The sequence below is a fragment of the Paenibacillus sp. PvP094 genome, from assembly GCF_040546835.1.
Taxonomy (GTDB): Bacteria; Bacillota; Bacilli; order Paenibacillales; family Paenibacillaceae; genus Paenibacillus; species Paenibacillus illinoisensis.
On the sequence record NZ_JBEPOM010000001.1, the window covers coordinates 6,476,506 to 6,501,897 of the forward strand.

Sequence of the window (25,392 nt, forward strand, 5' to 3'; positions counted from 1 at the left end):
CTCCCAAGCCTATCCTATGAGGTAAAAGTATCATAGATGAGGCTGTCAGTTCAAGCGAAATCGGCTTTCCTCCATCATTGACCGATTCTGGGGACGAAAGCTTCTTACAATTGTCATGAGTTACCAGGGTCAAGCATACCTTGTACCATGGTACCCGCATGTCCAAACTATAATGGGGCCTGAGAGGGGAAACGCATGAAACAGGCATTCCGGGTGCTGCAGATCGCATTTACATACATCGGAACGGTTGTAGGAGCAGGCTTCGCGACAGGGCAGGAAATATTGCAGTTTTTTACCCAGTATGGCAAATGGGCCACCATCACCATTGGCTTATCGACCATACTATTTGTCTGGCTGGGCACCAAAATGATGCTCATCGCCCATGATACCGGCTCCCGCTCTTACGAGGACCTGAACAAGCACCTATTCGGCCATAAGGCTGGAAAGTGGATTACCTGGATAACGCTTCTGATACTTATTGGTGTAAACAGTGTAATGCTCGCCGGAGCAGGCTCTGTCTTCGTGGAGCATCTTGGACTGAATTACCAGACTGGCTTGATTATTACGATAGTGGGAACGTACCTGCTTCTTGGACGAGGCATCAAAGCCATATTGCAAATGAATAGCATTGTGGTACCGATGATGCTCCTGTTGTCCATTCTCATGATTACAAGCACCATACACCATCCCGGTGCCTTACGGTTCGTTACGCTGACTACAGATACCAATCCTATAAAGGTGTGGCTGTCTCCACTACTGTATTCATCTTTCAATCTGGTACTGGCCCAAGCTGTTCTGGTGCCGGTAGGCAATCAGATCCGTGATCGTAATGTCCTGAAATGGGGCGGTGTAATCGGCGGAATCGGCGTAGGCTTCATGCTGTTAGCCGCCCATTTCGCCATGTCAGCCCAGATGCCAGGTATCATGCAGTTCGAAATTCCGATGGGGAGCATCGCCTTCCAACTTGGATGGGCTGTGCAGTCTGTGTATGTAACTCTGATCTTCATGGAAATATTCACAACATTCGTCGCAGATATCTATGGTATGACTCTTCAGCTTGGTCAGCACTTACAAGTCCCCCCTAGATTAATTACATTAACCATTATGATGCTGTGCTACTCACTCAGCCAGTTTGGATTCAGTTCTCTTCTATCCATTCTCTATCCAATCTTCGGCAGCCTTGCCCTAGTCTGGGCCGGAAAATTGGTGATCGACCGTTGGGGAAGCTTTCGCACGAGACATAAAAACCTGTAAATTATACTGCGTTCCAAAATGTATTACATTTCAAAACCATATTCTCGCAATCAAAAAGCCGCTGTTCTCCAGCGGCTTCTTCTGTTTATTTTATTTTCAGGGATGAATCTAGGCTTTGCTCGCGTATTGCAGGTACAGCTTTTTCAGTTCATTAACCGATCTGCCCAATGAATAGTGCGTTTTGGCCTTTTCACACGCCGAGCGTGCAAGTTCGTACCGATACGAAGGATCCAGCATCACTTTCTCCAACGCCTCAGCAAGTGCCGAGGGATCCTCAGGGGGAACGAGCAGCCCGTTGCTGCCGTTCTCGATCTGTTCAGGAATTCCGCCCACATCCGTACCTATAAGTGCAAGACAACTCAGTGCTGCCTCGGCAAACACGGAACCAAACGCCTCTGCTCTGGAAGGAAGTACAAATATATCGAAAAATGGCATGAACTCTTCCGGATGCAAGGTGTATCCATAAAAAATAGTCTCGTTATAGATACCCAAACGCTGAGCCAACTCTTCCAAATCAGGTCGAATCGGACCATCCCCGATAATATGTAAAACATAGTCATGTCCTCGACCTTTGAGTTCCGCGCAGGCTTTGAACAAAATATCCAGTCCTTTGGCCGGGACAAGCCGGCATACCGTAACCAGCTGCGGGATCGCATTATCATGAGGAATGGGTTTAAAACGTTTCTCATCAAATCCGTTCGGAATAATGCCAATGACGTCAGGCTGCTTCACATAAGGAGTTAAATACTGCCGAAATGATTCGGAGACGGTTAACAACCGCTCTGCCTGATGCTCCAGCTCGCCGTAAATGGCAATCAAAAACTGATGATCCAGACCGTCTGGCTCGATTCTTCCATTCAGAATCAACTCACGCTCATAACTGGAGTGAATGGTTTGAATAAGCGGTGTATCGGGAAATACACTTTTCATGGCAAGACCCGCAATGGGATGGTGAGCGTGAATCAAATCATAAGGCTTCTGGATCCGCAGCTTCGTCCACCATAAATAATCACGGTAAGTCTGCATATATTTTTGAACGACAGGACTTTCCTGATACTTGGTCCAATCGAACGTTTCGAACTGCACGTCCTCCCTGCCCTTGTTGCGAATTCGCTTCGGCAGCGAAAACAAGTCCATCTCCCACCTCGGGGACGTAAACCTCTCCTGCATATACGGAATCATAGAGGATACACCTCCGGGCTGCTCCGGAGGAAAGAAAAGCGCCTGCAGCAATTTCACCGTTAGTTTCCCCCTTTCTAGCTTCAGTCTTTCAGTACATCTTCAATCATGATATATTAGAACGTATGTTTCAGTAAAGAAATAACTGTTTATTCCTCACCATTTTAACAACAACGTTGCAGCTTGTAGACCCTGAGGGTTATCCGGAAGGATCATGCGGACAAGCTAATGAAAAGGAGAGCAACAAGACATGAGCAAGCCTTCACTCCCTGAGTCGTATATACATCATATTCGGGAAATGCTCGGCTCAGAAGCAGAAGCATTTATTGACAGCTATGATCGGCCTCGTGTACAGGGGTTGCGTTTTAACTCCCTTAAAGCTACACCAGAGCTCAAAAAGCAGGTGATAGAGCAGTTTAACCTGACCAAGGTTCCCTGGTGCGAGACGGGATACTACTATCAATCGAATGAGCGTCCTGGCAAACATGTGTATCATGCTGCAGGACTGTACTATATTCAGGAGCCCTCTGCGATGTCGGCGGTGGAGATGCTGAACCCACAACCGGGTGAGATCATCTTGGATCTCGCGGCTGCACCAGGCGGCAAAACAACCCACATTGCCTCACTGATGGAAGACCAGGGGCTGCTCGTTTCCAATGAAATTCATCCGGCCAGAGCCAAAATCTTGGCAGAGAACGTGGAACGAATGGGACTCTCTTCCGTCGTTGTTACAAGTGCAGCACCCGGAGAATTGTCGGCGCGCTTTCCTGCAGCCTTTGACCGGATCATGCTGGATGCCCCTTGCTCTGGCGAAGGTATGTTCCGCAAAGATCCGGATGCGGTCACCGAGTGGAGCGATGATCTGGTCACACTGTGTGTGAACAGACAATGGGACATTTTGCAGGATGCCTATATCATGCTTAAACCGGGCGGGACTTTGGCTTATTCCACTTGCACCTTCAATCGCGAAGAGAATGAAGGCATGATGGAACGTTTTGTTACCACTTATCCAGATCTGACTCTTGTACGGACTGAACGAATCTGGCCTCACCTGGCCCAGGGCGAGGGACATTTTGTAGCTGTAGTGACCAAAGCAGAATCCCAAGCTTATGCATCCCAAGAACAGGAAGAACAACCTCGCAAACGCAAAGATAAAAGAGGCAGGAATCCACGTCAAACGACAGCATCCAAAGAAGTAGAATCCGCGTGGAATGCTTATCTGGCCTGGAGTTCTGACCATACAGACACGGTAGCTAACGGAACTGGCAGACCTCTGCTTTTTGGTGAAGCTTTGTATGTATTGCCAGAGCGTGCTGCACAGCTGCTGACCGATGATCGTTTAAACGGATTGAAGCTGCCCCGTCCAGGGCTTCATGTCGGTGACTGGAAAAAAGGGCGCTTCGAGCCTGCTCATGCACTCGCGCTGGCTCTGGGACAACAGGAGGCTGTCAACATGCAGCATGCAGCACTAGATGCAGAGACCAGCCAAGTGGCGGCATATCTTCGCGGTGAGAGCCTTCCTGCCGAAAGCGGACTTACCGGATGGACGCTTGTGACTTTCAACGGGCTCCCACTGGGGTGGGGAAAAGCCAGTGCAGGACAGTTAAAAAACCGTTTGCCTAAAGGCCTTAGACGCATGCAGTAGACTAACCCTATCACGACTCAAAGCCGGTGAGCATTAGTGCTCCCGGCTTTATTTTCCGTTCATTAATGGAGTTGAGTTAACAGGTTGATGAAATGACCTGTTTTTTTTAAATTTCATTTAGGATTGAAGTGGCTTCTCAAACGTACTATACCCATTCATTTTCCCCACAAAGGTATATCCGTTGCGTGGATAAAATTCATTCAGCCTCTCGTTGTCACCCACACAATCCAATCGCATGACGTGTTTGTTGTCAAATTGGATTCCACTGCTGGACCAACCCAAAATGTCCCGACCCAGTCCGGTGCGGGCGTACTTTCTCCGAATGGCCAAACGATGCAAATAAAGGGCGCCATCCGCTTGATGTGCTTTCGGTCCCCATAGCTCGAAATCCCAAGCACTTGGCTGCTGCAACAGAATAACCATCCCTGCCACATCGCCTTCTTTCTTGAACACAAACACATCACCGCGACGAATGGCCCCTGCTGTATCGTGGGAATCTTCACCTTTCAAAAGCGCACTCCACTGGGAGGATCCCTGGCTGCGTAACCATTCAGCTGTCTCCCTAAGCAAGGATAGTACATCTTCCGTGTCTTCCGGCTGAGCCTGCATTGCTCTGAAATCATCGTTAATATATTCTGTAATGATTGTAAATGAGTGCTTCATGGTTTTCCTCCAATTCCAGATCTCTTTAGAACTATTGGAACTATACCCGGAAATGAATTTATCGTCAAAGCAAATCAAAAAAGGTAAAAGGCCTAAGCCTCTTACCCGTCGATCTTCGCTTCATCTATAATCTGGTTCCGGTACAGCATGGTAAGGTGCAATGTGTCGAATTCAAGGTCCTTGTCCAGTTCCTGAAGCAGCACCTCAACCAGATCCCGCCGCTGTGCACTAGTTCCGGGTACCTGATAATCCATATAGCCCGTCAGGTCGGCATGAGATGTATCAATGGTTGCTGTCCCCACAGGTAATCCGCCACGTTCTTGCAGAAATAGCTCATAGACCCTGAATTCACGGTCCTTGCGCACCAACATGACATAACAGGAATCCTCTGCTTCGTCTATCTCGTCTTCAGAATCATCCCAATCCTCGTATTCGGTAAACTCCTCTTCCTCCGAGTCATCCACAAAGTCGCGGTGTACCCACTCCATGGACTCCAGCTCATTCCCCTGATGCCACATGCGAAGAGTAATCGTGTCGATCACTTCTTCGTCGAGTTCTCTTACGAGCAGCTCTGCCGCAGCATCAAGCTGGCTCTCGAGAGGCACGTCATACCAGTGTATCTCGCCTTGAATGTCGGCCCCATATTGTTTCAATGAAGCTTCTGCCAGCTCAGTCCCGTCAGCATCGTTAAACACATAGGTCGATATACTTCGTCCGGCGGTTACAAGCTCCATTTCCAGCACATGTTCCCGATCTTCATATGTAAAAGCTTCATCTGCTGTATCCGGAATTACGCGAGAATCATCCACATCCAGGTCATCCAAGTATTCATCAGCCTCGTAATGCATATCATCCGACTCACGCTCTGGATCAAATTCCAGGTTTTGCAGAACCGAATGCAATGTGCCACAGCTGACCAGCACTTCATAATAGATCGCCTCCACTGCATCCGTAAGGGACCGGATATATGCATGAACCTGATCAATGATGTGCTTTTCCTCATCCGCTGAAACCAATTCCCGTTCCATCTGAAGACTGCCAGACAAACGGTCTCCTTCTCTATATACCAGCAGAAGTGAACCCGCGTATTGATCATTCACCATTACATCGAGCACTTCACCACCTGATGTACGCAGATCCGGAATCAGCTCCACTTTCTGTTTCATGTGCCTGTCCTCCTCCATTTCTAATGGTATTCTCATAGGTTACCCATGAGGCCAGTAGATTATGAAGCAGGAGCCTTTGAAAATGAAAAATGTGGTTGTTATTAGACAGCTAGGACGTGTTTTTGGACAGCATGCGCAACACCCTGCTCGTTGTTAGAGAGTGTCACTTCATCCGCAGCAGCCTTCACCTCTTCCGGCGAGTTGTCCATGGCAATCCCTATGCCTGCATAAGTCAGCATCGTGATATCATTGTAGTAATTGCCGATTGCCAAAATTTCTGAAGGTACAATACCTTTGGATTCAGCCAGTCTCTTCAGCGCCGCTCCCTTGGAGGCTTCCGGGTGCATCAGATCAATGAAAAAGTCTCCGCTGCGAGTCATGTAGTAAGGCAAATTCCAAGTTCCCCATTCCTGCTGAACCTTGTCCATCTGCTCTATGGGCCCAAACGCGGTGAATTTGGCAAGCGGTTCTGACAGGTCTGCCCACTGCGGAAGCTTTAAGGGCTCCATCATGAAGTTGTTGTACATCTCCCGAACCTGTAATTCCAATCCTTCCGGCTGATCCACATATAATCCAAATGCCGTGTTGATGTCAAAATGTACACCGTTTGTACGGCAATATGTGACAAAGGGCTCCAATCCCTGACCATCCATGGCAAATCTGTGCACAATTTCACGGCTCTCCACTTCGGCCGTCACGGCTCCGTTATGTGTAACCACATATCCGTCAAGCCCCATTCGCTTCATAAAAGGAATGGTGTTGGCCGGGCCTCTGCCCGAACACAGAACGATCTCGGCTCCCTGCCGGGAAGCACGGATCAGAATCTCTTGGGTCCATTCGGTAAGCTCATGATGATCATTAAGCAGCGTGCCATCTACGTCAAGCGCAATTAATTTGATTGTCATCGGGTCTTCACTCCTCAACTGTTTAAGTAATCGCACCCTCCCAAACCCTCCCTTCCGAGGGAGGGCCCCAGAGGGCTCTGCCCTCTGGACTCCCGTCTGTTGACCGGCGTTTGGTCTGTTCTTGCTATGTGACGGTGGATGTGGGAGCGCTTGTCTGCATGGATCTCCGCTTATCGCGAAATCCAGGCCAAGCTTAAGGGCGACCATTTCGGGCAGCGCTTCGCTCTCTGCCCAGGCTCCCTGCTCCGCTTCGCGAAGGGCGGGAGCTTGCGCCTGCGGCGCTGAGGGCAGGGCTTCGCCCTCTGCCCGGGCTCCCTGCTCCGCTTCGCGAAGGGCGGGAGCTTGCGCCTGCGGCTGGTGGGCAGGGCTTTGCCCTCTGCCCAGGCTCCCTGCTCCGCTCCGCGAAGGACGGGAGCTGCGCCTGTGGCGCTTGAGGGCAGCGCTTCGCGAAGGACGGGAGCTGCGCCTGTGGCGCTTGAGGGCAGCGCTTCGCCCTCTGCCCGGGCTCCCTGCTCCGCTTCGCGAAGGGCGGGAGCTTACGCCTGTGGCGCTGAGGGCAGGGCTTCGCCCTCTGCCCAGGCTCCCTGCTCCGCTTCGCGAAGGACGGGAGCTTTACTTACGCAGACAGGCCAGCTCGTCAGCGGTTAGTTCGCGGTACCTGCCAATCGGGAGCTCCGTATCCAGCTGAAGGTCGCCCATGGCTACCCTTTTCAGATAAACCACTCGTTTGCCTACGGCCTGGAACATCCGTTTTACCTGATGAAATTTGCCCTCGTGAATAATGAGAGAGATCGAAGAAATCACTCCCTCCTCCGTCTCCTCATGATGAAGCACGGTCAATTCGGCTGGCATGGCTTCATAACCGTCATCCAGCTGTATGCCCGCCTTGAAACGTTGAACATCCTCGTCATCCACTTTCCCCAATACACGGGCTTCGTATGTTTTCGGTACATGCTTGCGTGGAGATAACAGATCATGCGCAAGCGGACCGTCATTCGTCAGAATGAGCAATCCCTCTGTATCTTTATCCAGCCGCCCTACCGGGAACGGATCAAATACCCTGTCCTCTTTGCGCAGGAGATCCAAAACTGTTTTATCCCTGGCGTCTTCCGTTGCCGACACAACACCCGGAGGTTTATGCAGCATTAAATAAATCGTTTCACGGTATACGATACGCTCTCCATCAGCTTCAATGACATTGGCATCTGGATTCACCTGCATACCACTATCCTTCACAGCTTGGCCATCGACAAAAATTCTGCCCTGCTTTACCATTTTTTTGAGTTCACTCCGGGTACCTACACCCATGTGACTTAGTATTTTGTCAAGACGCTGTGTTTTCTTTCCTTTGTCACTCATACCGATGTCCACCTCCAGCCAGCCGGGTACTCATTTTTCAGCACGCCATCCAGCCATTTCCCCCAACCAAGAGCATATCCATCCACGCATACCAGCGCATAACCTTTGGCAGCTGATCCAGGCTTGCACTCCACGCGCGCTTCTTCGATATTCAGCGTTTCGCCCTTCAGGTACCTTACCGCTTCTCCACTTGTAGAAGCCAGGTTTATAACCCTTTTCGCCTCAGAACTGTTCAACGCACAAGCCAGTGGATGAGACGGAACAAACCTTCCGTTCTTTACGGTACCCATAAACCATCCGGGCCGGATCACTTTGAGACCTTCCAGACGCGATGCACCAACAGACGATTGATATACACGGTCACCGTAAAATACTGTTTCCCCAGGGAGTTCGAGTTCCAGATGCTCTTTTATAAATTGTTGATACACGCTCCCCGGGTCAATGTTCACCTGATCGGTTCCTCGACCTTTTCCACGATTGGACTTACGCGCATCACGCTCGTTATTCCTTCCCGCTTTCCCCTCATTTTTGCCGCCTCGAGCTGGTCTTTCATTCCGTTCTCTCGATTCAGTTCTCATCAATCGTTCGCGTTTTCGGTCCGCTTTGCTGAGCGGCTGAGTTACAGCAATCCCTTGATCCTCGGAGATCTTGGATACAGTCTCCTTCTCATCCTCAACGCCGCTGATCCGCTCTGCAGAAGTCTCAGGACGATGCTGCAATACAGCTACGTAATGCCCTTCGCCTTCCAACAAGTGAGGCCACAATCTCGCTGTACCACGTGTTTGATCCAGTACTGCACCTGTTTTTTCTGCCGTTTCAGGCAGCATCTGGCGTACCCAATCCGGTCTTCCCGGAGCGAATCCGGCTGTTCCCGGAATATCATGAACAGTGAAGTCTGGATTGAGATTCAGAAATTCGGCGATCATGGCTTCATTTTCCTCCGGCGCAAACGTACACGTGGAATATACGATCGTTCCTCCCGGAGCGAGCAGCTTCGCAGCTGTCTCCAGAATATCTCGCTGCATTAGCACACACTTCTCTACTGAATGATGCTCCCATGACTTCACCATGTCTTCATCTTTTCGGAACATTCCCTCTCCTGAACAAGGAGCATCAATTAGTACCCTATTAAAATAATGCGGAAATGCACCGGCAATCCGTTCCGGCGACTCATTCAGGACAACAGCATTTCGCACACCGTACAACTCTACGTTTTTGGCAAGTGCTTTGGTCCGTTCGGAATGAATATCATTGGTCACCAGCACACCCTTACCCTGCAGCTTTGCTGCGATCTGGGTAGATTTGCCGCCGGGTGCTGCACACAAATCCAGTACATGATCCCCTGGCTGAACGTCAAGCAGCTCCACCGGAGCCATCGCGCTTGGTTCCTGAATGTAATATAGACCTGCATGATAGTACGGATGTAGGCCTGGTTTCACGCCATGCGGCACATAAAAGCCCGTCCCGCACCACGGAATGGGCCGCAAATCAAAAGGAGCCAATTCATCAAATTGCTCCATGGATATTTTTATCGTATTCACTCGAAGTCCCGCATGCGGAGACTGTTCATATGATTTCATAAATTGTTCAAACTCATCTCCGAGCAAGCTTTTCATGCGCTCGGCGAAGATTGAAGGTAGCTGTACAGCCATATTCACTCATCCTGTCCTGTTAAAATGCATATTGTTCTATGTTATCATATCCCGGTGTAGCTTTCCTATTGATTCACTGCATATTCCACTACAGCGTGTAATGTTGTATAATGACAAGTAGGTTGATTCTCGTGCAAAAAACGGGTGTTTATGTATATTATCCCAACCTTTATTTTTGCCAAAACTATATTTTGATATGATCGATGGGGGATGTCCAATGAAATCGAAGAAAAAGAAGAGTGCCTCAATCCTGATTTTCCTGGGTATATTCGTGGTCCTAATCGCAGCGCTTGTCGTAGTAAACCAACAATCCAAGAAACAAATGGACGCTGTGGAGAACGCTTATGGTATTGCAGCTTCCAAGCTTAACCCAGCTACACGCGAATTGCTCGATGATCCTAACTACCAACAGATTATTCTGCCGGATGATCTCAAATCCAAAATTGACAATAAGGAAAGCTTTTTCGTTTATTTCTTTGCCTCCGACTGCTCACATTGCCGGGCAACGACACCACAATTGATGCCGCTGGTAGACGAAGTAGGTATTGAGCTGCCACAATTCAATCTGCGTGAGTTCGATTCAGGCTGGACAGATTATAATATCGAATTTACACCTACGCTGGTTTATTATCAAGATGGCGTAGAGAAGGATCGCATGGTTGGCGGACTTCAGGAGAATGGTAGTGACAACGGTTATACGCTGGATGATTACAGACAATTTTTTGACAAGTACAAAGGCAGCTCCGCTGCTTCGGCAAGCTAAGAAATAATCGTTGACTACAAATCAACATCTCACTTCAAGTTGTGCATGTGGACAGGCTGTTCCATATTCACTCTGAGCTTCATAGCCAATAAAGGCAGACCAAAAAATCACCCCGGCCAATCCTTATCCAAGGTTCAGCCGGGGTGATTTATGTTATATCCGATATGCATCATGCCATCTATACTAATTCTGATTTTCGTCAAAATTGTTCGCCTGCTGCATTGCTTTCATTTTCTCTTCATAGATCCGTCCCCGCGTCGGGCTGCGACGCTGCGGAATGTTGGGTTTCAGTTCCTTAGATCGTTCTTGAAATGCATTAGTCAGTGTCTCATCCCAGATCCGTATGGTCAGATCCCTGTATGGAAAATGCTGCGATTCAGGACCTGCTAGTCCGCTGACCAGTCCCTTCACTTCCTCGACCAATTCTCCAAGTTCAATCCCTTTTGTACGTTCAGGATAATGCTCCAGCAGATCAATCGAACTCTGCAACATCATCCTCCCTCCACGAAGATTGCTGTTTCTGAAATGATATAAGCCAACTGCAATCTGCAGCAAGCCTTTATAAAAAGGGTCCCGATCTAGTTCCAACCATAACTCTTCCAATACCTCATGGCATTCGAAGTAGTCCTGATCACGGTTAAAATAGATCAAATAATCAATATACAGCGGCTCATAGCGGCTCATCGGGATTTTCGCCCTTCCTAGCCGAATTCAGAAGAGCTTTCACATCGTCCAACAAATCTTTAAGTGCTTCCATGTCATGACGCTCCCAGCAGTCGTTAAAGCGCTTCTGAGCCTCAATGGCCTCATTGACGAGATGGTAGAAATACAACTGATGTATGATGGACAGTGTCTTGGAGACGATGTTTGAATCATCTTCAAACTCCTTCTGCGCTTCGAGGATCTGCAGCCGAATGGCTGACATCTCATTATCCAATACAAAAGCGGCTTCTGCCGTTTTCTTCAGCCTTGCCCGCATATCATCCGGCAGACTTTCCCGATATTTATAGCTCAGCGAGTGCTCAATCGTAGCCCAGAAGTTCATGGCCAGCGTCCGGATTTGGATCTCGGCCAGCACTTTCTTCTGTCCCAGAGCCGTCTGAACAGGATATTCAATAATCATATGGAAACTGCGATAACCGCTCTCTTTGAAGTTCGTAATATAATCTTTCTCAATCAATACCGTTAAATCCTTGCGTGCGCGGATGTACTCCGCCACTCTTCGAATATCATCCACAAATTGACACATAATACGAATTCCCGCAATATCCTCAATTCCCGTCTCTACCTGATCTAGTGGCACATTCAGACGTCTGGATTTCTCCAGAATGCTGGATATTTTTTTGACACGACCGGTAACGAATTCAATCGGGGCGTATTCTTCCCGTTTCTTCAGTTCCGCTCGCATTGTCTTGAATTTGACTTTCAATTCCTCTACCGCTTGTTCATAAGGAAGTAAAAATGTACCCCAGTCTCTACCGTCCATGCTGATGCCTCCTGTCTCTATAGCGTCCCCTGTTCTAGTCTATTATACATGATGTTCAGCGGGGGGAAGAGTCCCGTACGCAATCCCCTCTTCCAAGCTTCTATATTTTCGCTCCGGGGAACTTCTTATCCTTTATGTTCTTATCTGTGCTCTGCACCAACAGCTTCGGAGATATGACGATAGCCGTCTTTGCGCAATAGCTCACGCAATCCGGCATGGATACGCCGATTCACCTCAGGTCCTTCATAGATCAGAGCTGTGTATATTTCCACCAGACTTGCACCGGCTTTAATTTTTTCGTAGGCATCTTCGCTGGTAAAAATACCTCCGGAACCGATAATCGGAAGCTTCCCTTCCGTTTGACGATAGATGCGCCGAATAACCTCCGTGGAACGATCCCGCAACGGTTTACCGCTGAGTCCACCGGTTTCCTTGGCATGCTGATGGGACAGCCCCTCTCGGTTAACCGTCGTGTTAGTGGCAATAATACCTGCAACGCCGCTATCCGCGATTGTGCTGACCATATATTCAAGCTCCTGGTCGTTGACATCCGGTGCGATTTTGACCAGAACCGATTTGACTGATCCGCCTGCTTTTGTGCGTTGTGCTTCCATTTCACTCATCACCGCTGCAAGCAGTTCCTTCAATTCATTCCCATGTTGCAGGTTACGCAGATCCGGTGTATTTGGTGAACTGATATTCACGACAAACAAATCCGCATAAGCATACAGCGCCCGAATACATTTTTCATAATCCAGATGTGCTTCTTCATTAGGTGTAGCCTTGTTTTTGCCGATGTTGACTGCAACGGGAATACGACGCTCCTTCAGACGTGCCAATTCACCTGCCATTGCTTCCGCTCCAAGGTTGTTAAACCCCATCCGGTTTACCAGAGCTTCATCTGGAGGCAGACGGAACAGACGTGGCTGGTCATTGCCTGGCTGCGCGAGCGGTGTTACGGTGCCGACTTCCATGAACCCGAATCCAATGGATGAGAAACCCGTTACGGCCTGTCCGTTTTTGTCCAGACCTGCTGCGAGGCCCACTGGGGTGGGGAAATGACAGCCGAACATGTCGACAGCCAGATCTTCCGTTTCACGCACGCCATACATCACCCGCAAGCCGGAAGGCACCGGGCGAATACTGCCCATGCCGCTAAGGCCGCCAATAATCAGATGATGGGCCTGTTCAGGGTCCATTTTGAACAACAAGGGTTTAGCAAGACTTCTATATAACAAATCACTCACTCCGTTCTCGTCCGGTACGCCGTAAATATGCTTTCCCGTCTTTTTCATATGTAAAAAAACACTCTACACACAAGTCTATCTGTTTCTTCATCAAAAGGAAAGTAGTTTGCGCATAGACATCCTCATTTTAGCTAAGTCTCCAAGCCACTTTAAACCTTATGGAAGAAATAATCCCGCATACTGGAAATGACGAGGTGAATTCTTTACAATGGGAGCATGGCAACGATATATCAGTACCAATGAACGAAGGAGGAACAGCCCATGGCTCCCAAACGTAAACCGCCTGCTTTGCAGCAAAAGAAAGAAGAAGTTAATCGGAAAGCCATTGCTTGGACAGCGGCCAGCGTCATCGGATTGATCATTATTATCGGCGCACTCATCATTATCGCCAATATGTAAACGGTCAAACCGACTGCCAGTCCAGTACATAATGTTTCAGCTGGAGTACACGCCATCGTAACAGGTTACAGGAATCGATTAGTTCAGCCAATGATACGTCTTGTTTGGATTGTTTTGTTTGGGAACAAGCGTATGCTGATAGCGATCCTTCGCTTCCGGAACAAGGATGGTCTCTGGCAGCAGATTCGTTCCAATGCGTACCGGGGTGCCCTGAGGTGCGAGCGCAAACAGTTCCTCCACATCCCCAGTACTCATTCTCACACATCCAAGGGACTCATCCAGCCCAATACTGTCAGGCTCGTTGGTCCCGTGGATGGCATAATTCGTATCCGACAGCTGCATGCCTCTTGTCCCAAATTCCCCATCAGAGCGACCATTCGGATTCACGACTTTGTCCGTAATGACAAAAGTGCCTTCTGGTGTTCGCCCTCCCCCTAGCCCGACCTCATAATTGCGAATAATGGTATTACCGCTAATCAACGCAAGTCTGTGGTTGCTTTTATCGACTACGATCTCCAATGGATCCTGTAAAAAGAGTTCCCCTCCAAGCGTGTCTGCAAATGGACCATCTGCTTGCAGAGCAGGTGACTGTCCGGCTTGTTCCTGACCTGCTTGTTGACCTGCCTCTTCCTTTCCTTGCTTCTGCATCGCAAGTATTGCAGGAAACATGTCTTTCATCCCCGGTGCTGTCTCACCCAAAATATTGTTTGGAAAAGGCTGCGCAAGCTGACTTACGTTTTTGGGCCAGGTTTTGTTTTGCTTATAGTATGTATGGATTGCACTGGACAACGATGCCGCTGATTCTTGTTTGGCTGTCCACACTTGTGCAAGCTGCTTGATGTCTTTTGAAACTTCCGGCGGTTCGCAGTTGCACTGGTCGGCATCGTAACTTTGGGCTGTTAATCTGCCGCTGCTATTTGTTTGCACAATATATTTTACCGGCATATTCCGTTTCCATAACGCCCATTCGTCAGAAGTCTGCATGCCCAGAACAGCGGAGGTCTCCACCTTAGGTCCCGCACCCGACCATGCAGCAGCGAGCGCAGTTTCTCCCTGCTGGTTCCCTCCGAATCTCGCAGCTGTAAAAACATTCGAATTGGTGATAGGAGCTGAAGCAGCTTCACGATCATCAGAGATTGAGCCATCCGCCCAATCATCATCTCCGGTTTCCAAAGCCGATGCCAACGCTTCAGCTGCATCACGATTGAATCCTGGAGCATCTGCAGGCGGTACCAGAGCAAGCACAAGCAGCATCAGCAGGGTCAGCCACATTTTGCGAATACGGTGTTTCCTCTCCTTCTGTTCTCCCATCTCCACCAGCTTGTTTTGATAATCCACCCATATGTCTGCAGGAGCCTTACTCCGTTCAAATGCTTCGTAAACTTCGCCCGCTTGCTGAAAACAATAGTTGGCCTTGCCTTCCTGACCTTCACGCACATACTCCTTACCGAGCAAATACCAGGCCATTTTATTATCAGGATGTTTCTTAACATATGTTCTTAGGTGAGTATTCTGCATCCGATCCTCCGCTTGATTTCGCTTTTTCCGTTACTATCTTTTATATCGGCATAGGACGGAATGAAATCCATAGGACTTGAGTACCCGGATGGAACGCAAAGCATTCGACAAAATATCACAACCCTTCAACTATAGAACCCGCACCAACATGAATTTCTACGCACTAAAAAAGCACGTCCCACTGCCCTAAGACAGAGGAATGTGCTTCTTCGTGGTTATATGGTGTATGATTAGCCTTCTTTGTTGAAAGGTTCATCCGCTACTTTGATGGAATCCGTTGGGCAGCCATCACAAGCATCTTGCATATCATCGAACAAGTCGTCCGGGATAGCCTTGATTCCTTGGTTAGCATCGCCATCAAAAATCACTTCTGCCAAGCCCTCATCATCATAGTCATAAATGTCAGGCGCCGTTGCTCCGCAAGCACCACATGCAATACATGTGTCTTTTTCAACCCAAGTGTACTTACTCATTACAATCTCTCCTCCTAAAATTCGAAACGTACAGTGTTTTTATCTAGAAAACATATTAAACCAAAGTAGAAGTAATTTCAAATTATTTTGACAACATCAAGAGTATATTATGCCCTATTTAATCAAGACTTTGCAAGTTATCTTTTTGCAGAGACGTGCCCCTCACCTTGTGATTACGGAGCAAAACGGAAGGGTCATCCCCAAGCATGCCCGCTGTTACAACAGCATTCTCTCCAAATTTGTCACGCAGCTGGTCCATAATGCGAATCAGATTCTCCTTTTTCGGCTTCTGTTCGTATTCAAACAGGTCCAGCTGTACAGCTGATTCCTCACGTGGAATCAAATTCTGAAGGGTAACTCCCAGCATGCGTACAGGCTTCCCACTACTCCAGTGCTTGGCAAATAATGCGCAGGCTTCCCGGTAGATTATCGTTGCATCCTCCGTAGGAACTTCCATCATCCGTGAACGGGTGATGGTTTTCATGTCCGGTGTTCGGATTGTAATCTGAATCCCCTGACTCAGCATCTCGTGCTTGCGCAAACGCCTGGCCACTTGGTCACTAATGTTGAGCAGTACACGGTGTACGTCCTCCATCTCGGTAATGTCCGCTGGTAGCGTTGTGGTATGCCCAATGGATTTGTTCGCTTCCCGTTCTGCCTGAACGGTAGAATGATTGATGCCATTGGCTGAATTCTTCAGCCAGGTACCGTTAACTCCGAATACATCCGTCAGCATCCGCTCATCCGATTTTGCAAGCTGTCCTATGGTTTCGATGCCCAGCTTTTTCAGTTTTTCAGCCGTCTTTTTGCCAATACCGAACAACTCATTGCAGGGTCTATGCCAGAGAATCTGAGGTACATCCCTCATTCGCAAGATGGAAATGCCGTTAGGTTTCTTCAGATCGGAAGCCATCTTTGCCAGCAATTTGTTGGGTGCAATGCCGATGGAACATGGAAGTCCCAGTTCTTCCCGAATTCGTTGCTGGATGCTCTCCGCAATTTCCATGGGAGTGCCGAACTGTTTAGAGCCTGTGATATCCAGATAACATTCATCTATTGAGGTTGCCTCCAGCAGTGGTGTATAACTGTAGGCTATTTTCATAAATGCTCTTGAGTATTGACGATATAGATGAAAATCAGGACGAATTACGATTAATTCCGGACATTTTTTCAACGCCTGATGGACGACCATGCCTGTTGAGATGCCTTTTCTTCGAGCCGTATATGAACACGTTACGATAACGCCTTTTCTTACTTCACTGCTGCCCGCTACAGCTGTTGCTTTTCCTCTGTATAGTTCCGGCTCTTCGGCTTCATGCACCGAGCAATAAAATGCGTTCATGTCGACATGCAAAATGACCCTTCCGGCGGCAGGATAATATCGATCCACATTCGTGTGACGTGTTTCATCCCCAGACATGTACCTCCGCCCTTTCGTACTCTAGTTAATGAAGCTTAAATATCTATTCACCCTATTATATCAAGTTCGTTATGTAAAATCAGTTACGTTTTATTTCCGAATGGATCGGATGATCGATCGAATAATTAGCCACCCTACACTTGCAAAAAGGACTAAAGCAATCAAGAAAATAATAATTGTATTTTCCCATACAAAATTCATTTATACTCCTCCTATTTACCATAAATCCCATTTACCAGTCAAAATCCAATATAACATACATTTCTCCATCATTCACTTATGTGATGATGGAGAAACAAAAAATTTGTTACACGAAACTGCGATTTCTGTGTAGCATTTGGCCATAATGGTGCTATAATAATTAATTATACAAATTCGCGACTTTAGGACAAATCAACGCATGGAGTTTAACACAGTGTAGCGTTGCAGAACCGAAGGATTCACGTGCTAACTTATTTGAATACTTTTCCAACACAACATTCAACTTTTTAAAAAGCGCTTTATCTCAAAGGAGGATCTTCATGTCAAAGGCCATTTCCATCTTCGATACGACTTTACGTGACGGCACACAAGGGGAGGGTGTCAGTTTATCGGCAGATGACAAGCTTAAAATTGCCAAGAAACTCGACGACCTAGGTGCTAATTATATTGAAGGCGGAATTCCCGGCAGCAACACCAAGGACATTGAGTTTTTCAAAAGAGTGAAAGAATTAAATCTCAATGCCAAGGTCGTTGCTTTTGGCAGTACACGTCGCAAAGGAAGCATCGCCAGCGAAGACGCCAATTTGAAACGGATGATCGAATCCGGTGCACAAGCAGCAACATTGGTCGGTAAATCGTGGGATTTCCACGTCCATACCGCCTTGCAAACCACTTTGGAAGAGAATCTATCCATGATCTATGATTCTATTGCTTATTTGAAGCAAAATGGAATGGAAGTTATTTTCGATGCCGAGCACTTCTTCGACGGATTCAAGCATAACCCGGAGTATGCTCAAGCTGTGTTAACGAAAGCTCATGAAGCTGGTGCAGACTGGCTCGTGATGTGTGATACCAACGGCGGAACCATGCCGCATGAAGTATACGAGATTGTATCCAGACTCTCTGGAAGTCTCCCTCATGCTCATCTCGGAATCCATACACATAATGACTGTGAACTGGCTGTCGCCAATACGCTTAGTGCTGTACAAGCTGGTGCCAGACAGGTTCAAGGCACGATGAATGGTTATGGAGAACGTTGCGGCAATGCGAATCTAGCTTCCATTATTCCGAACCTACAGCTCAAGCTTGGATATGAATGCGTGTCCGAAGATTCGATGAGACAGCTCACAAACGTAGCCCGCTATGTTAGCGAGATTGCCAATGTGAACATGCCGATCAACCAGCCTTATGTCGGTAATGCGGCCTTCGCTCATAAGGGCGGCATTCACGTCTCTGCTATCCTGCGTGATTCCCGTACTTACGAACATATCGTACCTGAACTTGTCGGGAACAAACAGCGTGTACTCGTTTCCGAGTTGGCTGGACAGAGCAACATCGTCTCCAAGGCACAGGAACTTGGACTGGAGTTCGATCCAAGCAGCGCCAATTCACGCCAGATCATTGAAAAAATCAAAGATTTGGAGCATCAAGGTTATCAGTTTGAAGGTGCAGACGCTTCCCTTGAGCTGCTCATTCGCGAAGCAAACGGAGATATGAAGGAACTGTTCACATTTGAATCCTTCAAAATGCTTGTGGAAAAAGCAGCCGACAAGTCCGTTGTCTCCGAAGCATTCGTTAAGCTCAATGTCGCTGGAACAAGCGTTTATACCGCTGCGGAGGGCAATGGTCCGGTCAATGCTCTCGATAATGCTCTTCGGAAAGCACTTGTCCAATATTTCCCTTCGCTTGCTAACATGCATCTCTCTGACTATAAAGTTCGTGTACTTGATGAGAAGGATGCCACAGCAGCCAAAGTACGTGTATTAATTGAATCCAAAAATACAGAGAATACATGGAATACGGTCGGCGTTTCCGAAAACGTCATTGAAGCCAGTTGGGAAGCCCTTGTTCACAGTTTCCGTTATGCCCTGCTTCAGGAAAAGTTACAGGACGAGCCGAATGTTGTCCACACAGCCATGCATGGATTAAGCAACCATTAACGCTTATTTCCCGGAAAATAAACGAAGCGCCTGTCTCCAAATTCACTGGGGACAGGCGCTTTTTATTTGACTCACTAGTTGATGACTTTCTTGATTTTACGCTCCAATTCCTTCTCTGGCAAAATGCCGAGTATGACTTCTTGAATAACCCCATTCTTGTCAATCAGAATATTTGTGGGAAAAGCCACACCGTTATATTTTGCATAGGCTTCCCCGTCTTCATCAAGCAAAATAGGGAACGTCAGTTTGTATTCCTCCACAAAAGCTTTCGCATCTTTCAGCTTATCATAAGGGGTTACATTGACTCCATACATATCCATTTCATCTTTATATTTAGCCGCCAAGGTATTAAGCGCTGGCGCTTCCTCCTTGCAGGGTTCACACCAGGAAGCCCAGAAGCTGACAAATACAGCCTTTTCCTTCGCTCCTCCTGCAGTATATGTTTTTCCATCCATGCCTTTAAGAGTGAACCCTGGGGCCAGCAATCCCGCTCTTGGTCCTGTTTCGGTTGGAAGCGGCTCTTCTTGTTTGAACACAGCAGCGATTCCGTTATCCGCATTTTGAGCCAGTGCAACTCCAATGAGCAATACAACACCAAGCAGTATGTATATGTTTCGTTTCATGGCTAGCCACCTTCTTGTAGAATCAGCATCTTGGGTATGACTTCATTACCGTCACTCATTGCAAGTGGTCCTAATCACTTGATACGCTTGCACATGGTGATGTCACTTATTCCTTGTTGTAAAATACTCTCTTTAATATTGTACCCTTTTCCTTTAAAATTTTACAATCAGGGATCATACAAATTCAAACAAAAAAAGGACCCCTGCCTAAGCAGGAGCCAAAGAGAGAGGGGTGAATACAAAATGGCAGCACTTCACGAACAGCAAAACACGATCTTCATTTCTTCTTCCGTAGAGCAAGAAATGTCGAAACACATGTACGATTCGCTGCCGCAGGAAGCCTGCGGGGTTGTGCTGGGTGAAGCTGCAGCGGGCGGCATACGAATCAGTCGGTTTCAGCCAATTCGCAACGTTGCGCCTAACCCGCTGCATCACTTCAGCCTGGATGAGGAGGAATGGATTCGTTGCATATTTAACGAGCCACAGCTCATTGGTATCTTCCACTCACATCCGCGAACCAGTCCCGTACCGTCCCATCAGGACCTTATGGCCCTTCCAGCTTACGCCGAGTTAATCAAGGTGTATCTGATTGGCACGCCTGCTCTGACAAGCAAGTCTGAACCTTGTATGCATTTGAATGGTTATGAGATCCTGTACAAAGTGGAAGACCCAAGTAAGTCAAATCAACAAAAGTGCTATGATGTCCAGCCAGCACAACTACGCATGACTTAAATGGGTATACAAGTCACCCAGTGTTTCTACATTTTTATGAGTCATATCCTCCAAATAACAGGACCATAGCTGCGCAGTCATCTTGGCATCTTCCAATGCATGATGACGTCCGTATATCGGTATCCCTCTTGATTCCAGCAGTTCATCGAGACCATAGCCCGGTCTTCCCGGCTCCAGCCAGCGAGCCAGCATCATGGTGTCGATCAGCCGATGGCTCAGCCTAACTTTGGAGGTGCGCCACAGAGCAGCATTCAGAAATGCCCGATCATGCGCACTTGCATGTGCAACCAGTACACTGCCTCCAACAAAAGACATAAAATCATGCAGGCCCTCCAGCAAAGTAGGTGCGTCAACGCACATCTGCTGTGTGATACCTGTAAGTTCGGTAATGTGTTCTGGTATTGCAGCTTTGGATTGAACGAGTGTATAAAACTGTTCTCCTTCCAGTACTACACCACCACTGATGCGAACGGCGCCAAATGATAGAATCTCATCTCCATGCTGCGGAGAAAAGCCTGTCGTCTCCAGATCGAATACAACCGCATCCAATTCATTCAGTGGCGTATGCAGAACTTCCGGTCTGCGCTGCTCCCTCATCATTGAGCGAATGAACGCCATGTGTTGCGCCGTTGGGGCCCCCATTATGGAAGCGATGGCAGAAGGAACCCCTCCCTGACACAGCGAATTCCAAAATCCAGTATTGCCCCTTGCCGGCTCTCTCATGGACGTCTCCTTTCTGCAAAACGAAGTTGCCTTTGCAGTGCGCGATGCACACGTCGCACCTGTCCCAATGTATCCCGCAATTCATAATGCATCTGTTTTTGCTTCATTTGTTTCTCATCCAGAAAACCACTGCTCTGCTGCAGCCCACCTCTAATGACGACTGGTGTACTGCGTCGAAACTTCAGTGCAATCATAAAAGCACGCCCTGCCGCATCAAGCAGTGTAAGGGGAACCGCTTCAAGGGACACCAATCTCTGTATTCGCTTGAGCGTAGATGTTTCCTTGATTCCATGCTGGAGTGCCAGGAAACGTGCACTGTTTACTAGTGGAATGTATAGTCCATACTTGACGTCGAAACCACCAGCATGCTCTCCAAACCTTTCTGTGACCACCTGACCGAGAATATTCAGGGTTGCCTTGTGTTTAACGGTATTGCGCAGCACAGCATCAGATAGCTCAGGAACGGCTCTGAACCCATCATAGAAGGCAGCAATCCATTCATCCGCCAGACCTTTCTCCCCTGCCACAAAACGCATATCCGAAGCGATGATCAAATTGCGTACAGGTTCCCACGCCAGATCCGACCTCCACGACCGAAGCTGTTCCTTCCAGGATTCCAGTGTTTTGCGCCATAACGGCTCTGAACACATCACTTTCCCTTCACATTTGGCATAGCCTAGCTCTTCAAGCATATCAGCCATTCGTCCCCCGAGTTGGGCAAAATACTCCTCTTTTCCCTCATGTGGGTTATCGCTGATGATCATGCCGTTGTCCTGATCACTCCATAATGTAGCTTCTTCCCTGCCCGAACTGCCAAAAACGATAAAGGCATAGGGGACGGGAGGTCGGCCGAAGCCTTCCTCTACCATCCCCTGGATGCATAACTCTACTGCTTTCCGGTATATCCGGTCATGCAGTTCATTTACCGTTTGGTACCACTCGATCGGCGACAAGGAAGCGGACAACAATTCCTGGAGCTCATTCTGCAATACTACACGTGCCTGGCGCAGCTCCTCGGTTGAAGCGGCACCATCGATCCCTTGATAGGACCAAGAATGGTTTATAAACGGGATAGGTTCCATCATGTCCTGCCTCCTTGAAGCGTGATTCAGTCACCATTCACCCTAGGAGCTGAACGTACCGCCACCGCTCGATTTACCTTCAATACTTTTCATTTGCTCAGGGTACCCGTAAGTACCGTGCTCACTAAGATCCAGACCCATGGTTTCCTCTTCTTCAGTTACACGGATACCCATGATGGCTTTCATTCCGCCGAGGATAATGAAGGAAACAACCAGTACGAAGGCGAATGCGCCAGCCAGACCCAAGAGTTGAACTCCCAGCTGGTGGAATCCACCGCCGTAGAACAGACCCGCTTGACCTACACCTGCATTTTCAGCAAGCTCCGGAGTTGCGAACAATCCTGTGGAAATCGCTCCCCACATACCAGCGATACCATGAACGGAGAAAGCGTAGATTGGATCGTCAATTCCTTTGCGATCGAAGTATTGAGCCGTGAAGAATGTAATAATACCTGCCAAAGCACCGATAACCAGAGCTGCCCAAGGTTCTACAAAGGCACAAGCACCTGTAATCGCAACGAGTGCCGCAAGAACACCGTTCAACATGCTTGGAATATCGGATTTACCAAGAACTGCCCACGAGATCAGCAGTGCAGCAACACCACCAGCAGCTGCGGCAACGTTTGTAGTCAATGCAACATAACCGAAGAATCCATCGCCCATAGCAGATAATGTACTACCTGGGTTAAAGCCGAACCAACCAATCCAGAGGATGATTACGCCGAGCACGGAATACACTTGGTTGTGACCTGGAATGATGTTAGGTTTGCCGTCTTTGTTATATTTACCAATACGCGGTTTCAAGAGGATCGTAGCTACCAATGCAGCTGTTGCACCCGTCAAGTGAACTACAGTTGAGCCTGCGAAGTCTTGCATACCCAGCTCTGCAAGCCAGCCGCCGCCCCATACCCAGTGAGCAACAACCGGATACATGATAATGGTATAAAGTGTTCCAAAAACAATATATACGCTCATTTTTGCACGTTCAGCCATACCACCGCAGGCAATGGCCAGAGATACCGCCGCAAAAGCGAGGTGGAATACAAATTTAATGGTAAGTGGGACATCGGAGAAGGCCAGTGATTCGAAGGATGCAGCCATTTGGTCACCACTCAGGAAAAATCCTGTTGTTCCAAAAAAGCTGTTTCCGTTACCGAAGCCAAGACCGAAGCCGAGAGCCCAGAAGGCAATAACCGAAATACCCAATGTCAGGATCGTCTTACCCGCAATGTGTCCTGCATTTTTCATTCTTGTTGAACCTGCTTCCAATAATGCAAATCCCCCTTGCATCAAGAAAACCAGCACAACAGCCAGAAACGTAAAGGCTGAGTTTAGACCGCTTTGAAGTTCGATGTTAGTCGGCCCCTCAGCTGCAGCAAACGCGCTGACTGGAAAAGCCAGTAAAGTAAGCATTAATAACACCGAAACCAACCATTTCTTTCTCATGTACCCCACTCCCTCTTATGTTAAGTTTCTTCACATAACGTGAAACTCTTAATGTCATTATAAGCAGAAGACAGGAAAGTTGACAAGAGTATTTTAAACAAATCCAGAAATTATTTCTGGGAATAAAGTCATGCGTCTTTTTCTTGCACTTAAGTACATATTCATGTCCTATGAGCACATAGATATAGAAACACGATTTACGGCGGATCAAAGCATAACGTTTGACTGTACGGTTAAAGATCATGTATCATAACTATTAGTAAGAAAAAAATTGGGCGGAGTCTGTAAAGCCGCACGTGGAATCGAACAGTTCCCTACATTAGAACTTGCAAGCGAGGTGAATACCATTGGGGATATGAAACTTTTTCGGATTGGCGAACTAGCCAAGACCGCTGGTGTGAGTGAACGGACGATTGATTACTACACGAAGCTTGGTTTGATCGCTCCTGAAGAGCGCACTGAAAAAAACTATCGTCTATATAGTGATGAAACTTTAACCAGACTAGAACGTATTGTACAGATGAAACAAGAGAAGTATAGTCTCGACGAGATTAAACAATCTCTTGAGAAGTGGAGCCTGGTTAGCACAGAAGAGCAGGTTGCCAGTAAACTGACAACACTTGAGCTCCACGTACAACAACTCGAGCGAGAGGTCAACGAACTCAAACCGCTGCTTGGCGAAATGAAACCTGTACAAGCACGCAAAATGATGGCAGGCCTACTTACGAAAAGCGCCGGTACGATGGAAGCATTGAAGATCTTGCTTGAGAACACCATGATGTAGCTTAATATTAGAAAGCGGAGGAATGAATATGAGTTTTAATAACGGTATGTTCGTTTTGATCATTATCGCCTTTTTGCTCTCCTTATGGGCGCAATTTCGCGTTAAAAGTACATTCAACCGTTGGGCTGGCGTGCAAAACCTGAATGGCATGACCGGATACGATGCAGCTCGTCACATGCTTGATGCCAACGGTCTGCACGATGTTCCAATTGAACCCGTTCGCGGCGCCCTCTCAGACCACTACGATCCAATTAACCGGGTTGTACGATTGTCTGAACCTGTATATTATGAAAATTCGATATCAGCTGTTTCCGTAGCCTGTCACGAGGTCGGCCATGCGATACAGCACAAGGAAAGCTATCCGATGCTGGCACTTCGCCACCGGATCTTCCCGATTGTGAACTTCGCATCCGGACTTGCACCTTTTCTGTTGATTGCCGGTTTTATCTTCAATGCCATGAACCTTGTTGGTCTCGGTATTATCTTCTTCTCCGTTACCGTTGCGTTCCAGCTCATTACATTGCCAGTAGAGTTCAATGCCAGCAATCGCGCACGCGAAATTATGGTTTCTGAAGGATACATTCGAAACGAAGAAGAAAAAGGCGTAGCCAAGGTACTGAACGCTGCAGCGTTGACGTATGTGGCCGCTGCACTGATCTCCCTGCTTGAATTGATCCGTTACATCGGAATTTTCAACAGTCGCGACTAATCGAACATAATAGAAACAAAACA

At 47.9% G+C, this 25,392-nt stretch carries 24 protein-coding genes; 8 read left to right on the forward strand and 16 right to left on the reverse strand.

The window, feature by feature from the left end:
- Positions 1 to 195: 195 nt before the first annotated feature.
- Entirely contained in the window at positions 196 to 1,254 is a 1,059-nt protein-coding gene (locus tag ABIC22_RS29140; RefSeq protein ID WP_127536425.1) for a YkvI family membrane protein, read from the forward strand.
- 108 nt (positions 1,255 to 1,362) lie between these two features.
- On the opposite strand, the gene ABIC22_RS29145 is transcribed toward ABIC22_RS29140, so the two are convergent.
- Complete coding sequence (locus ABIC22_RS29145) at positions 1,363 to 2,493, reverse strand: glycosyltransferase (RefSeq protein WP_154896039.1); 1,131 nt, start codon at positions 2,491 to 2,493, stop codon at positions 1,363 to 1,365.
- Between the two features lie 190 nt (positions 2,494 to 2,683).
- Between ABIC22_RS29145 and ABIC22_RS29150 the strand changes: the two genes are divergently transcribed.
- Entirely contained in the window at positions 2,684 to 4,078 is a 1,395-nt protein-coding gene (locus tag ABIC22_RS29150) for an RsmF rRNA methyltransferase first C-terminal domain-containing protein (RefSeq protein ID WP_354485599.1), read from the forward strand.
- A 117-nt stretch (positions 4,079 to 4,195) separates the two neighbouring features.
- Here ABIC22_RS29150 and ABIC22_RS29155 read toward each other — a convergent pair whose 3' ends face one another.
- The 5 genes from ABIC22_RS29155 to ABIC22_RS29175 all read right to left on the reverse strand — a co-directional run bounded on the left by ABIC22_RS29155 (position 4,196) and on the right by ABIC22_RS29175 (position 9,823).
- Positions 4,196 to 4,741 carry a GNAT family N-acetyltransferase gene (locus tag ABIC22_RS29155; protein WP_354485601.1) on the reverse strand — a complete coding sequence of 182 codons (546 nt, stop codon included), beginning with the start codon at positions 4,739 to 4,741 and terminating at the stop codon, positions 4,196 to 4,198.
- A gap of 101 nt (positions 4,742 to 4,842) precedes the next feature.
- The gene (locus ABIC22_RS29160; protein WP_354485603.1) at positions 4,843 to 5,907 is read right to left on the reverse strand and encodes a hypothetical protein; all 1,065 of its coding nucleotides are present in this window, start codon (positions 5,905 to 5,907) and stop codon (positions 4,843 to 4,845) included.
- A gap of 101 nt (positions 5,908 to 6,008) precedes the next feature.
- Complete coding sequence (locus ABIC22_RS29165) at positions 6,009 to 6,812, reverse strand: Cof-type HAD-IIB family hydrolase (protein ID WP_354485605.1); 804 nt, start codon at positions 6,810 to 6,812, stop codon at positions 6,009 to 6,011.
- Between the two features lie 612 nt (positions 6,813 to 7,424).
- The gene (locus tag ABIC22_RS29170) at positions 7,425 to 8,171 is read right to left on the reverse strand and encodes a pseudouridine synthase (RefSeq protein ID WP_354485607.1); all 747 of its coding nucleotides are present in this window, start codon (positions 8,169 to 8,171) and stop codon (positions 7,425 to 7,427) included.
- On the reverse strand, positions 8,168 to 9,823 hold the full coding sequence (locus ABIC22_RS29175) for an RsmB/NOP family class I SAM-dependent RNA methyltransferase (RefSeq protein ID WP_354485609.1): 1,656 nt from the start codon (positions 9,821 to 9,823) through the stop codon (positions 8,168 to 8,170). The genes ABIC22_RS29170 and ABIC22_RS29175 overlap by 4 nt, the downstream gene beginning before the upstream one ends.
- A 217-nt stretch (positions 9,824 to 10,040) precedes the next feature.
- Between ABIC22_RS29175 and ABIC22_RS29180 the strand changes: the two genes are divergently transcribed.
- Positions 10,041 to 10,586 (forward strand): thioredoxin family protein, encoded by a 546-nt coding sequence (locus ABIC22_RS29180; RefSeq protein WP_095287999.1) that lies wholly within the window; start codon positions 10,041 to 10,043, stop codon positions 10,584 to 10,586.
- Positions 10,587 to 10,769: 183 nt separating this feature from the next.
- Here ABIC22_RS29180 and ABIC22_RS29185 read toward each other — a convergent pair whose 3' ends face one another.
- The 3 genes from ABIC22_RS29185 to ABIC22_RS29195 all read right to left on the reverse strand — a co-directional run bounded on the left by ABIC22_RS29185 (position 10,770) and on the right by ABIC22_RS29195 (position 13,310).
- Positions 10,770 to 11,270 (reverse strand): DUF309 domain-containing protein, encoded by a 501-nt coding sequence (locus ABIC22_RS29185; RefSeq protein ID WP_154896032.1) that lies wholly within the window; start codon positions 11,268 to 11,270, stop codon positions 10,770 to 10,772.
- A complete protein-coding gene (yjbM, locus tag ABIC22_RS29190; RefSeq protein ID WP_154896031.1) occupies positions 11,257 to 12,072 on the reverse strand; it encodes a GTP diphosphokinase in 816 nt (271 codons plus the stop codon). Before yjbM ends, ABIC22_RS29185 begins: the two co-directional genes overlap by 14 nt.
- Positions 12,073 to 12,212: 140 nt before the next feature.
- A complete protein-coding gene (locus ABIC22_RS29195; protein WP_336780214.1) occupies positions 12,213 to 13,310 on the reverse strand; it encodes a quinone-dependent dihydroorotate dehydrogenase in 1,098 nt (365 codons plus the stop codon).
- Positions 13,311 to 13,580: 270 nt separating this feature from the next.
- Between ABIC22_RS29195 and ABIC22_RS29200 the strand changes: the two genes are divergently transcribed.
- Positions 13,581 to 13,718, forward strand: coding sequence for a hypothetical protein (locus tag ABIC22_RS29200; RefSeq protein WP_164764163.1), 138 nt, complete (start codon positions 13,581 to 13,583; stop codon positions 13,716 to 13,718).
- A gap of 78 nt (positions 13,719 to 13,796) precedes the next feature.
- Here the strand turns inward: ABIC22_RS29200 and ABIC22_RS29205 are convergent, their stop codons facing one another.
- The 3 genes from ABIC22_RS29205 to ABIC22_RS29215 all read right to left on the reverse strand — a co-directional run bounded on the left by ABIC22_RS29205 (position 13,797) and on the right by ABIC22_RS29215 (position 17,129).
- Positions 13,797 to 15,236, reverse strand: coding sequence for a L,D-transpeptidase family protein (locus tag ABIC22_RS29205; RefSeq protein WP_127536435.1), 1,440 nt, complete (start codon positions 15,234 to 15,236; stop codon positions 13,797 to 13,799).
- A gap of 230 nt (positions 15,237 to 15,466) precedes the next feature.
- Positions 15,467 to 15,709: a ferredoxin gene (locus tag ABIC22_RS29210; protein ID WP_062322102.1), complete on the reverse strand. Its 243-nt coding sequence runs from the start codon at positions 15,707 to 15,709 to the stop codon at positions 15,467 to 15,469.
- A gap of 118 nt (positions 15,710 to 15,827) precedes the next feature.
- Positions 15,828 to 17,129, reverse strand: a complete 1,302-nt coding sequence (locus tag ABIC22_RS29215) for a DNA polymerase IV (RefSeq protein WP_127536436.1) — start codon at positions 17,127 to 17,129, stop codon at positions 15,828 to 15,830.
- Between the two features lie 521 nt (positions 17,130 to 17,650).
- Between ABIC22_RS29215 and cimA the strand changes: the two genes are divergently transcribed.
- Positions 17,651 to 19,270, forward strand: a complete 1,620-nt coding sequence (gene cimA / locus ABIC22_RS29220) for a citramalate synthase (protein WP_354485613.1) — start codon at positions 17,651 to 17,653, stop codon at positions 19,268 to 19,270.
- A gap of 74 nt (positions 19,271 to 19,344) precedes the next feature.
- Here cimA and ABIC22_RS29225 read toward each other — a convergent pair whose 3' ends face one another.
- The gene (locus tag ABIC22_RS29225; protein WP_354485615.1) at positions 19,345 to 19,893 is read right to left on the reverse strand and encodes a TlpA family protein disulfide reductase; all 549 of its coding nucleotides are present in this window, start codon (positions 19,891 to 19,893) and stop codon (positions 19,345 to 19,347) included.
- 243 nt (positions 19,894 to 20,136) lie between these two features.
- Here ABIC22_RS29225 and ABIC22_RS29230 point away from each other — a divergent pair, with 243 nt between their 5' ends.
- Positions 20,137 to 20,625, forward strand: a complete 489-nt coding sequence (locus ABIC22_RS29230) for a M67 family metallopeptidase (RefSeq protein WP_354485617.1) — start codon at positions 20,137 to 20,139, stop codon at positions 20,623 to 20,625.
- On the opposite strand, the gene ABIC22_RS29235 is transcribed toward ABIC22_RS29230, so the two are convergent.
- The 3 genes from ABIC22_RS29235 to ABIC22_RS29245 are packed head-to-tail and all read right to left on the reverse strand — an operon-like array spanning position 20,611 to position 23,876.
- Complete coding sequence (locus ABIC22_RS29235; RefSeq protein ID WP_354485619.1) at positions 20,611 to 21,348, reverse strand: exonuclease domain-containing protein; 738 nt, start codon at positions 21,346 to 21,348, stop codon at positions 20,611 to 20,613. The two genes, ABIC22_RS29230 and ABIC22_RS29235, sit on opposite strands and share 15 nt — an antisense overlap.
- A complete protein-coding gene (locus tag ABIC22_RS29240; protein ID WP_127536627.1) occupies positions 21,345 to 22,430 on the reverse strand; it encodes a DUF294 nucleotidyltransferase-like domain-containing protein in 1,086 nt (361 codons plus the stop codon). Before ABIC22_RS29240 ends, ABIC22_RS29235 begins: the two co-directional genes overlap by 4 nt.
- A 42-nt stretch (positions 22,431 to 22,472) precedes the next feature.
- Complete coding sequence (locus tag ABIC22_RS29245) at positions 22,473 to 23,876, reverse strand: ammonium transporter (protein WP_127536441.1); 1,404 nt, start codon at positions 23,874 to 23,876, stop codon at positions 22,473 to 22,475.
- A gap of 355 nt (positions 23,877 to 24,231) precedes the next feature.
- Here ABIC22_RS29245 and ABIC22_RS29250 point away from each other — a divergent pair, with 355 nt between their 5' ends.
- Both ABIC22_RS29250 and ABIC22_RS29255 read left to right on the forward strand, forming a co-directional pair.
- On the forward strand, positions 24,232 to 24,660 hold the full coding sequence (locus ABIC22_RS29250) for a MerR family transcriptional regulator (protein ID WP_127536442.1): 429 nt from the start codon (positions 24,232 to 24,234) through the stop codon (positions 24,658 to 24,660).
- A 28-nt stretch (positions 24,661 to 24,688) separates the two neighbouring features.
- Complete coding sequence (locus ABIC22_RS29255; protein WP_127536443.1) at positions 24,689 to 25,369, forward strand: zinc metallopeptidase; 681 nt, start codon at positions 24,689 to 24,691, stop codon at positions 25,367 to 25,369.
- The last annotated feature ends 23 nt before the right edge of the window (positions 25,370 to 25,392 follow it).

What these genes read in the sequence shown, in the direction of transcription:
- ABIC22_RS29140 (WP_127536425.1), top strand. Translation starts at nt 196, where the DNA reads ATGAAACAGGCATTCCGGGTGCTGCAGATCGCATTTACATACATCGGA.
- ABIC22_RS29150 (WP_354485599.1), top strand. Translation starts at nt 2,684, where the DNA reads ATGAGCAAGCCTTCACTCCCTGAGTCGTATATACATCATATTCGGGAA.
- ABIC22_RS29155 (WP_354485601.1), bottom strand. Translation starts at nt 4,741, where the DNA reads ATGAAGCACTCATTTACAATCATTACAGAATATATTAACGATGATTTC.
- ABIC22_RS29160 (WP_354485603.1), bottom strand. Translation starts at nt 5,907, where the DNA reads ATGAAACAGAAAGTGGAGCTGATTCCGGATCTGCGTACATCAGGTGGT.
- ABIC22_RS29165 (WP_354485605.1), bottom strand. Translation starts at nt 6,812, where the DNA reads ATGACAATCAAATTAATTGCGCTTGACGTAGATGGCACGCTGCTTAAT.
- ABIC22_RS29170 (WP_354485607.1), bottom strand. Translation starts at nt 8,171, where the DNA reads ATGAGTGACAAAGGAAAGAAAACACAGCGTCTTGACAAAATACTAAGT.
- ABIC22_RS29175 (WP_354485609.1), bottom strand. Translation starts at nt 9,823, where the DNA reads ATGGCTGTACAGCTACCTTCAATCTTCGCCGAGCGCATGAAAAGCTTG.
- ABIC22_RS29180 (WP_095287999.1), top strand. Translation starts at nt 10,041, where the DNA reads ATGAAATCGAAGAAAAAGAAGAGTGCCTCAATCCTGATTTTCCTGGGT.
- ABIC22_RS29185 (WP_154896032.1), bottom strand. Translation starts at nt 11,270, where the DNA reads ATGAGCCGCTATGAGCCGCTGTATATTGATTATTTGATCTATTTTAAC.
- yjbM (WP_154896031.1), bottom strand. Translation starts at nt 12,072, where the DNA reads ATGGACGGTAGAGACTGGGGTACATTTTTACTTCCTTATGAACAAGCG.
- ABIC22_RS29200 (WP_164764163.1), top strand. Translation starts at nt 13,581, where the DNA reads ATGGCTCCCAAACGTAAACCGCCTGCTTTGCAGCAAAAGAAAGAAGAA.
- ABIC22_RS29205 (WP_127536435.1), bottom strand. Translation starts at nt 15,236, where the DNA reads ATGCAGAATACTCACCTAAGAACATATGTTAAGAAACATCCTGATAAT.
- ABIC22_RS29210 (WP_062322102.1), bottom strand. Translation starts at nt 15,709, where the DNA reads ATGAGTAAGTACACTTGGGTTGAAAAAGACACATGTATTGCATGTGGT.
- ABIC22_RS29215 (WP_127536436.1), bottom strand. Translation starts at nt 17,129, where the DNA reads ATGTCTGGGGATGAAACACGTCACACGAATGTGGATCGATATTATCCT.
- cimA (WP_354485613.1), top strand. Translation starts at nt 17,651, where the DNA reads ATGTCAAAGGCCATTTCCATCTTCGATACGACTTTACGTGACGGCACA.
- ABIC22_RS29225 (WP_354485615.1), bottom strand. Translation starts at nt 19,893, where the DNA reads ATGAAACGAAACATATACATACTGCTTGGTGTTGTATTGCTCATTGGA.
- ABIC22_RS29230 (WP_354485617.1), top strand. Translation starts at nt 20,137, where the DNA reads ATGGCAGCACTTCACGAACAGCAAAACACGATCTTCATTTCTTCTTCC.
- ABIC22_RS29235 (WP_354485619.1), bottom strand. Translation starts at nt 21,348, where the DNA reads ATGAGAGAGCCGGCAAGGGGCAATACTGGATTTTGGAATTCGCTGTGT.
- ABIC22_RS29240 (WP_127536627.1), bottom strand. Translation starts at nt 22,430, where the DNA reads ATGGAACCTATCCCGTTTATAAACCATTCTTGGTCCTATCAAGGGATC.
- ABIC22_RS29245 (WP_127536441.1), bottom strand. Translation starts at nt 23,876, where the DNA reads ATGAGAAAGAAATGGTTGGTTTCGGTGTTATTAATGCTTACTTTACTG.
- ABIC22_RS29250 (WP_127536442.1), top strand. Translation starts at nt 24,232, where the DNA reads ATGAAACTTTTTCGGATTGGCGAACTAGCCAAGACCGCTGGTGTGAGT.
- ABIC22_RS29255 (WP_127536443.1), top strand. Translation starts at nt 24,689, where the DNA reads ATGAGTTTTAATAACGGTATGTTCGTTTTGATCATTATCGCCTTTTTG.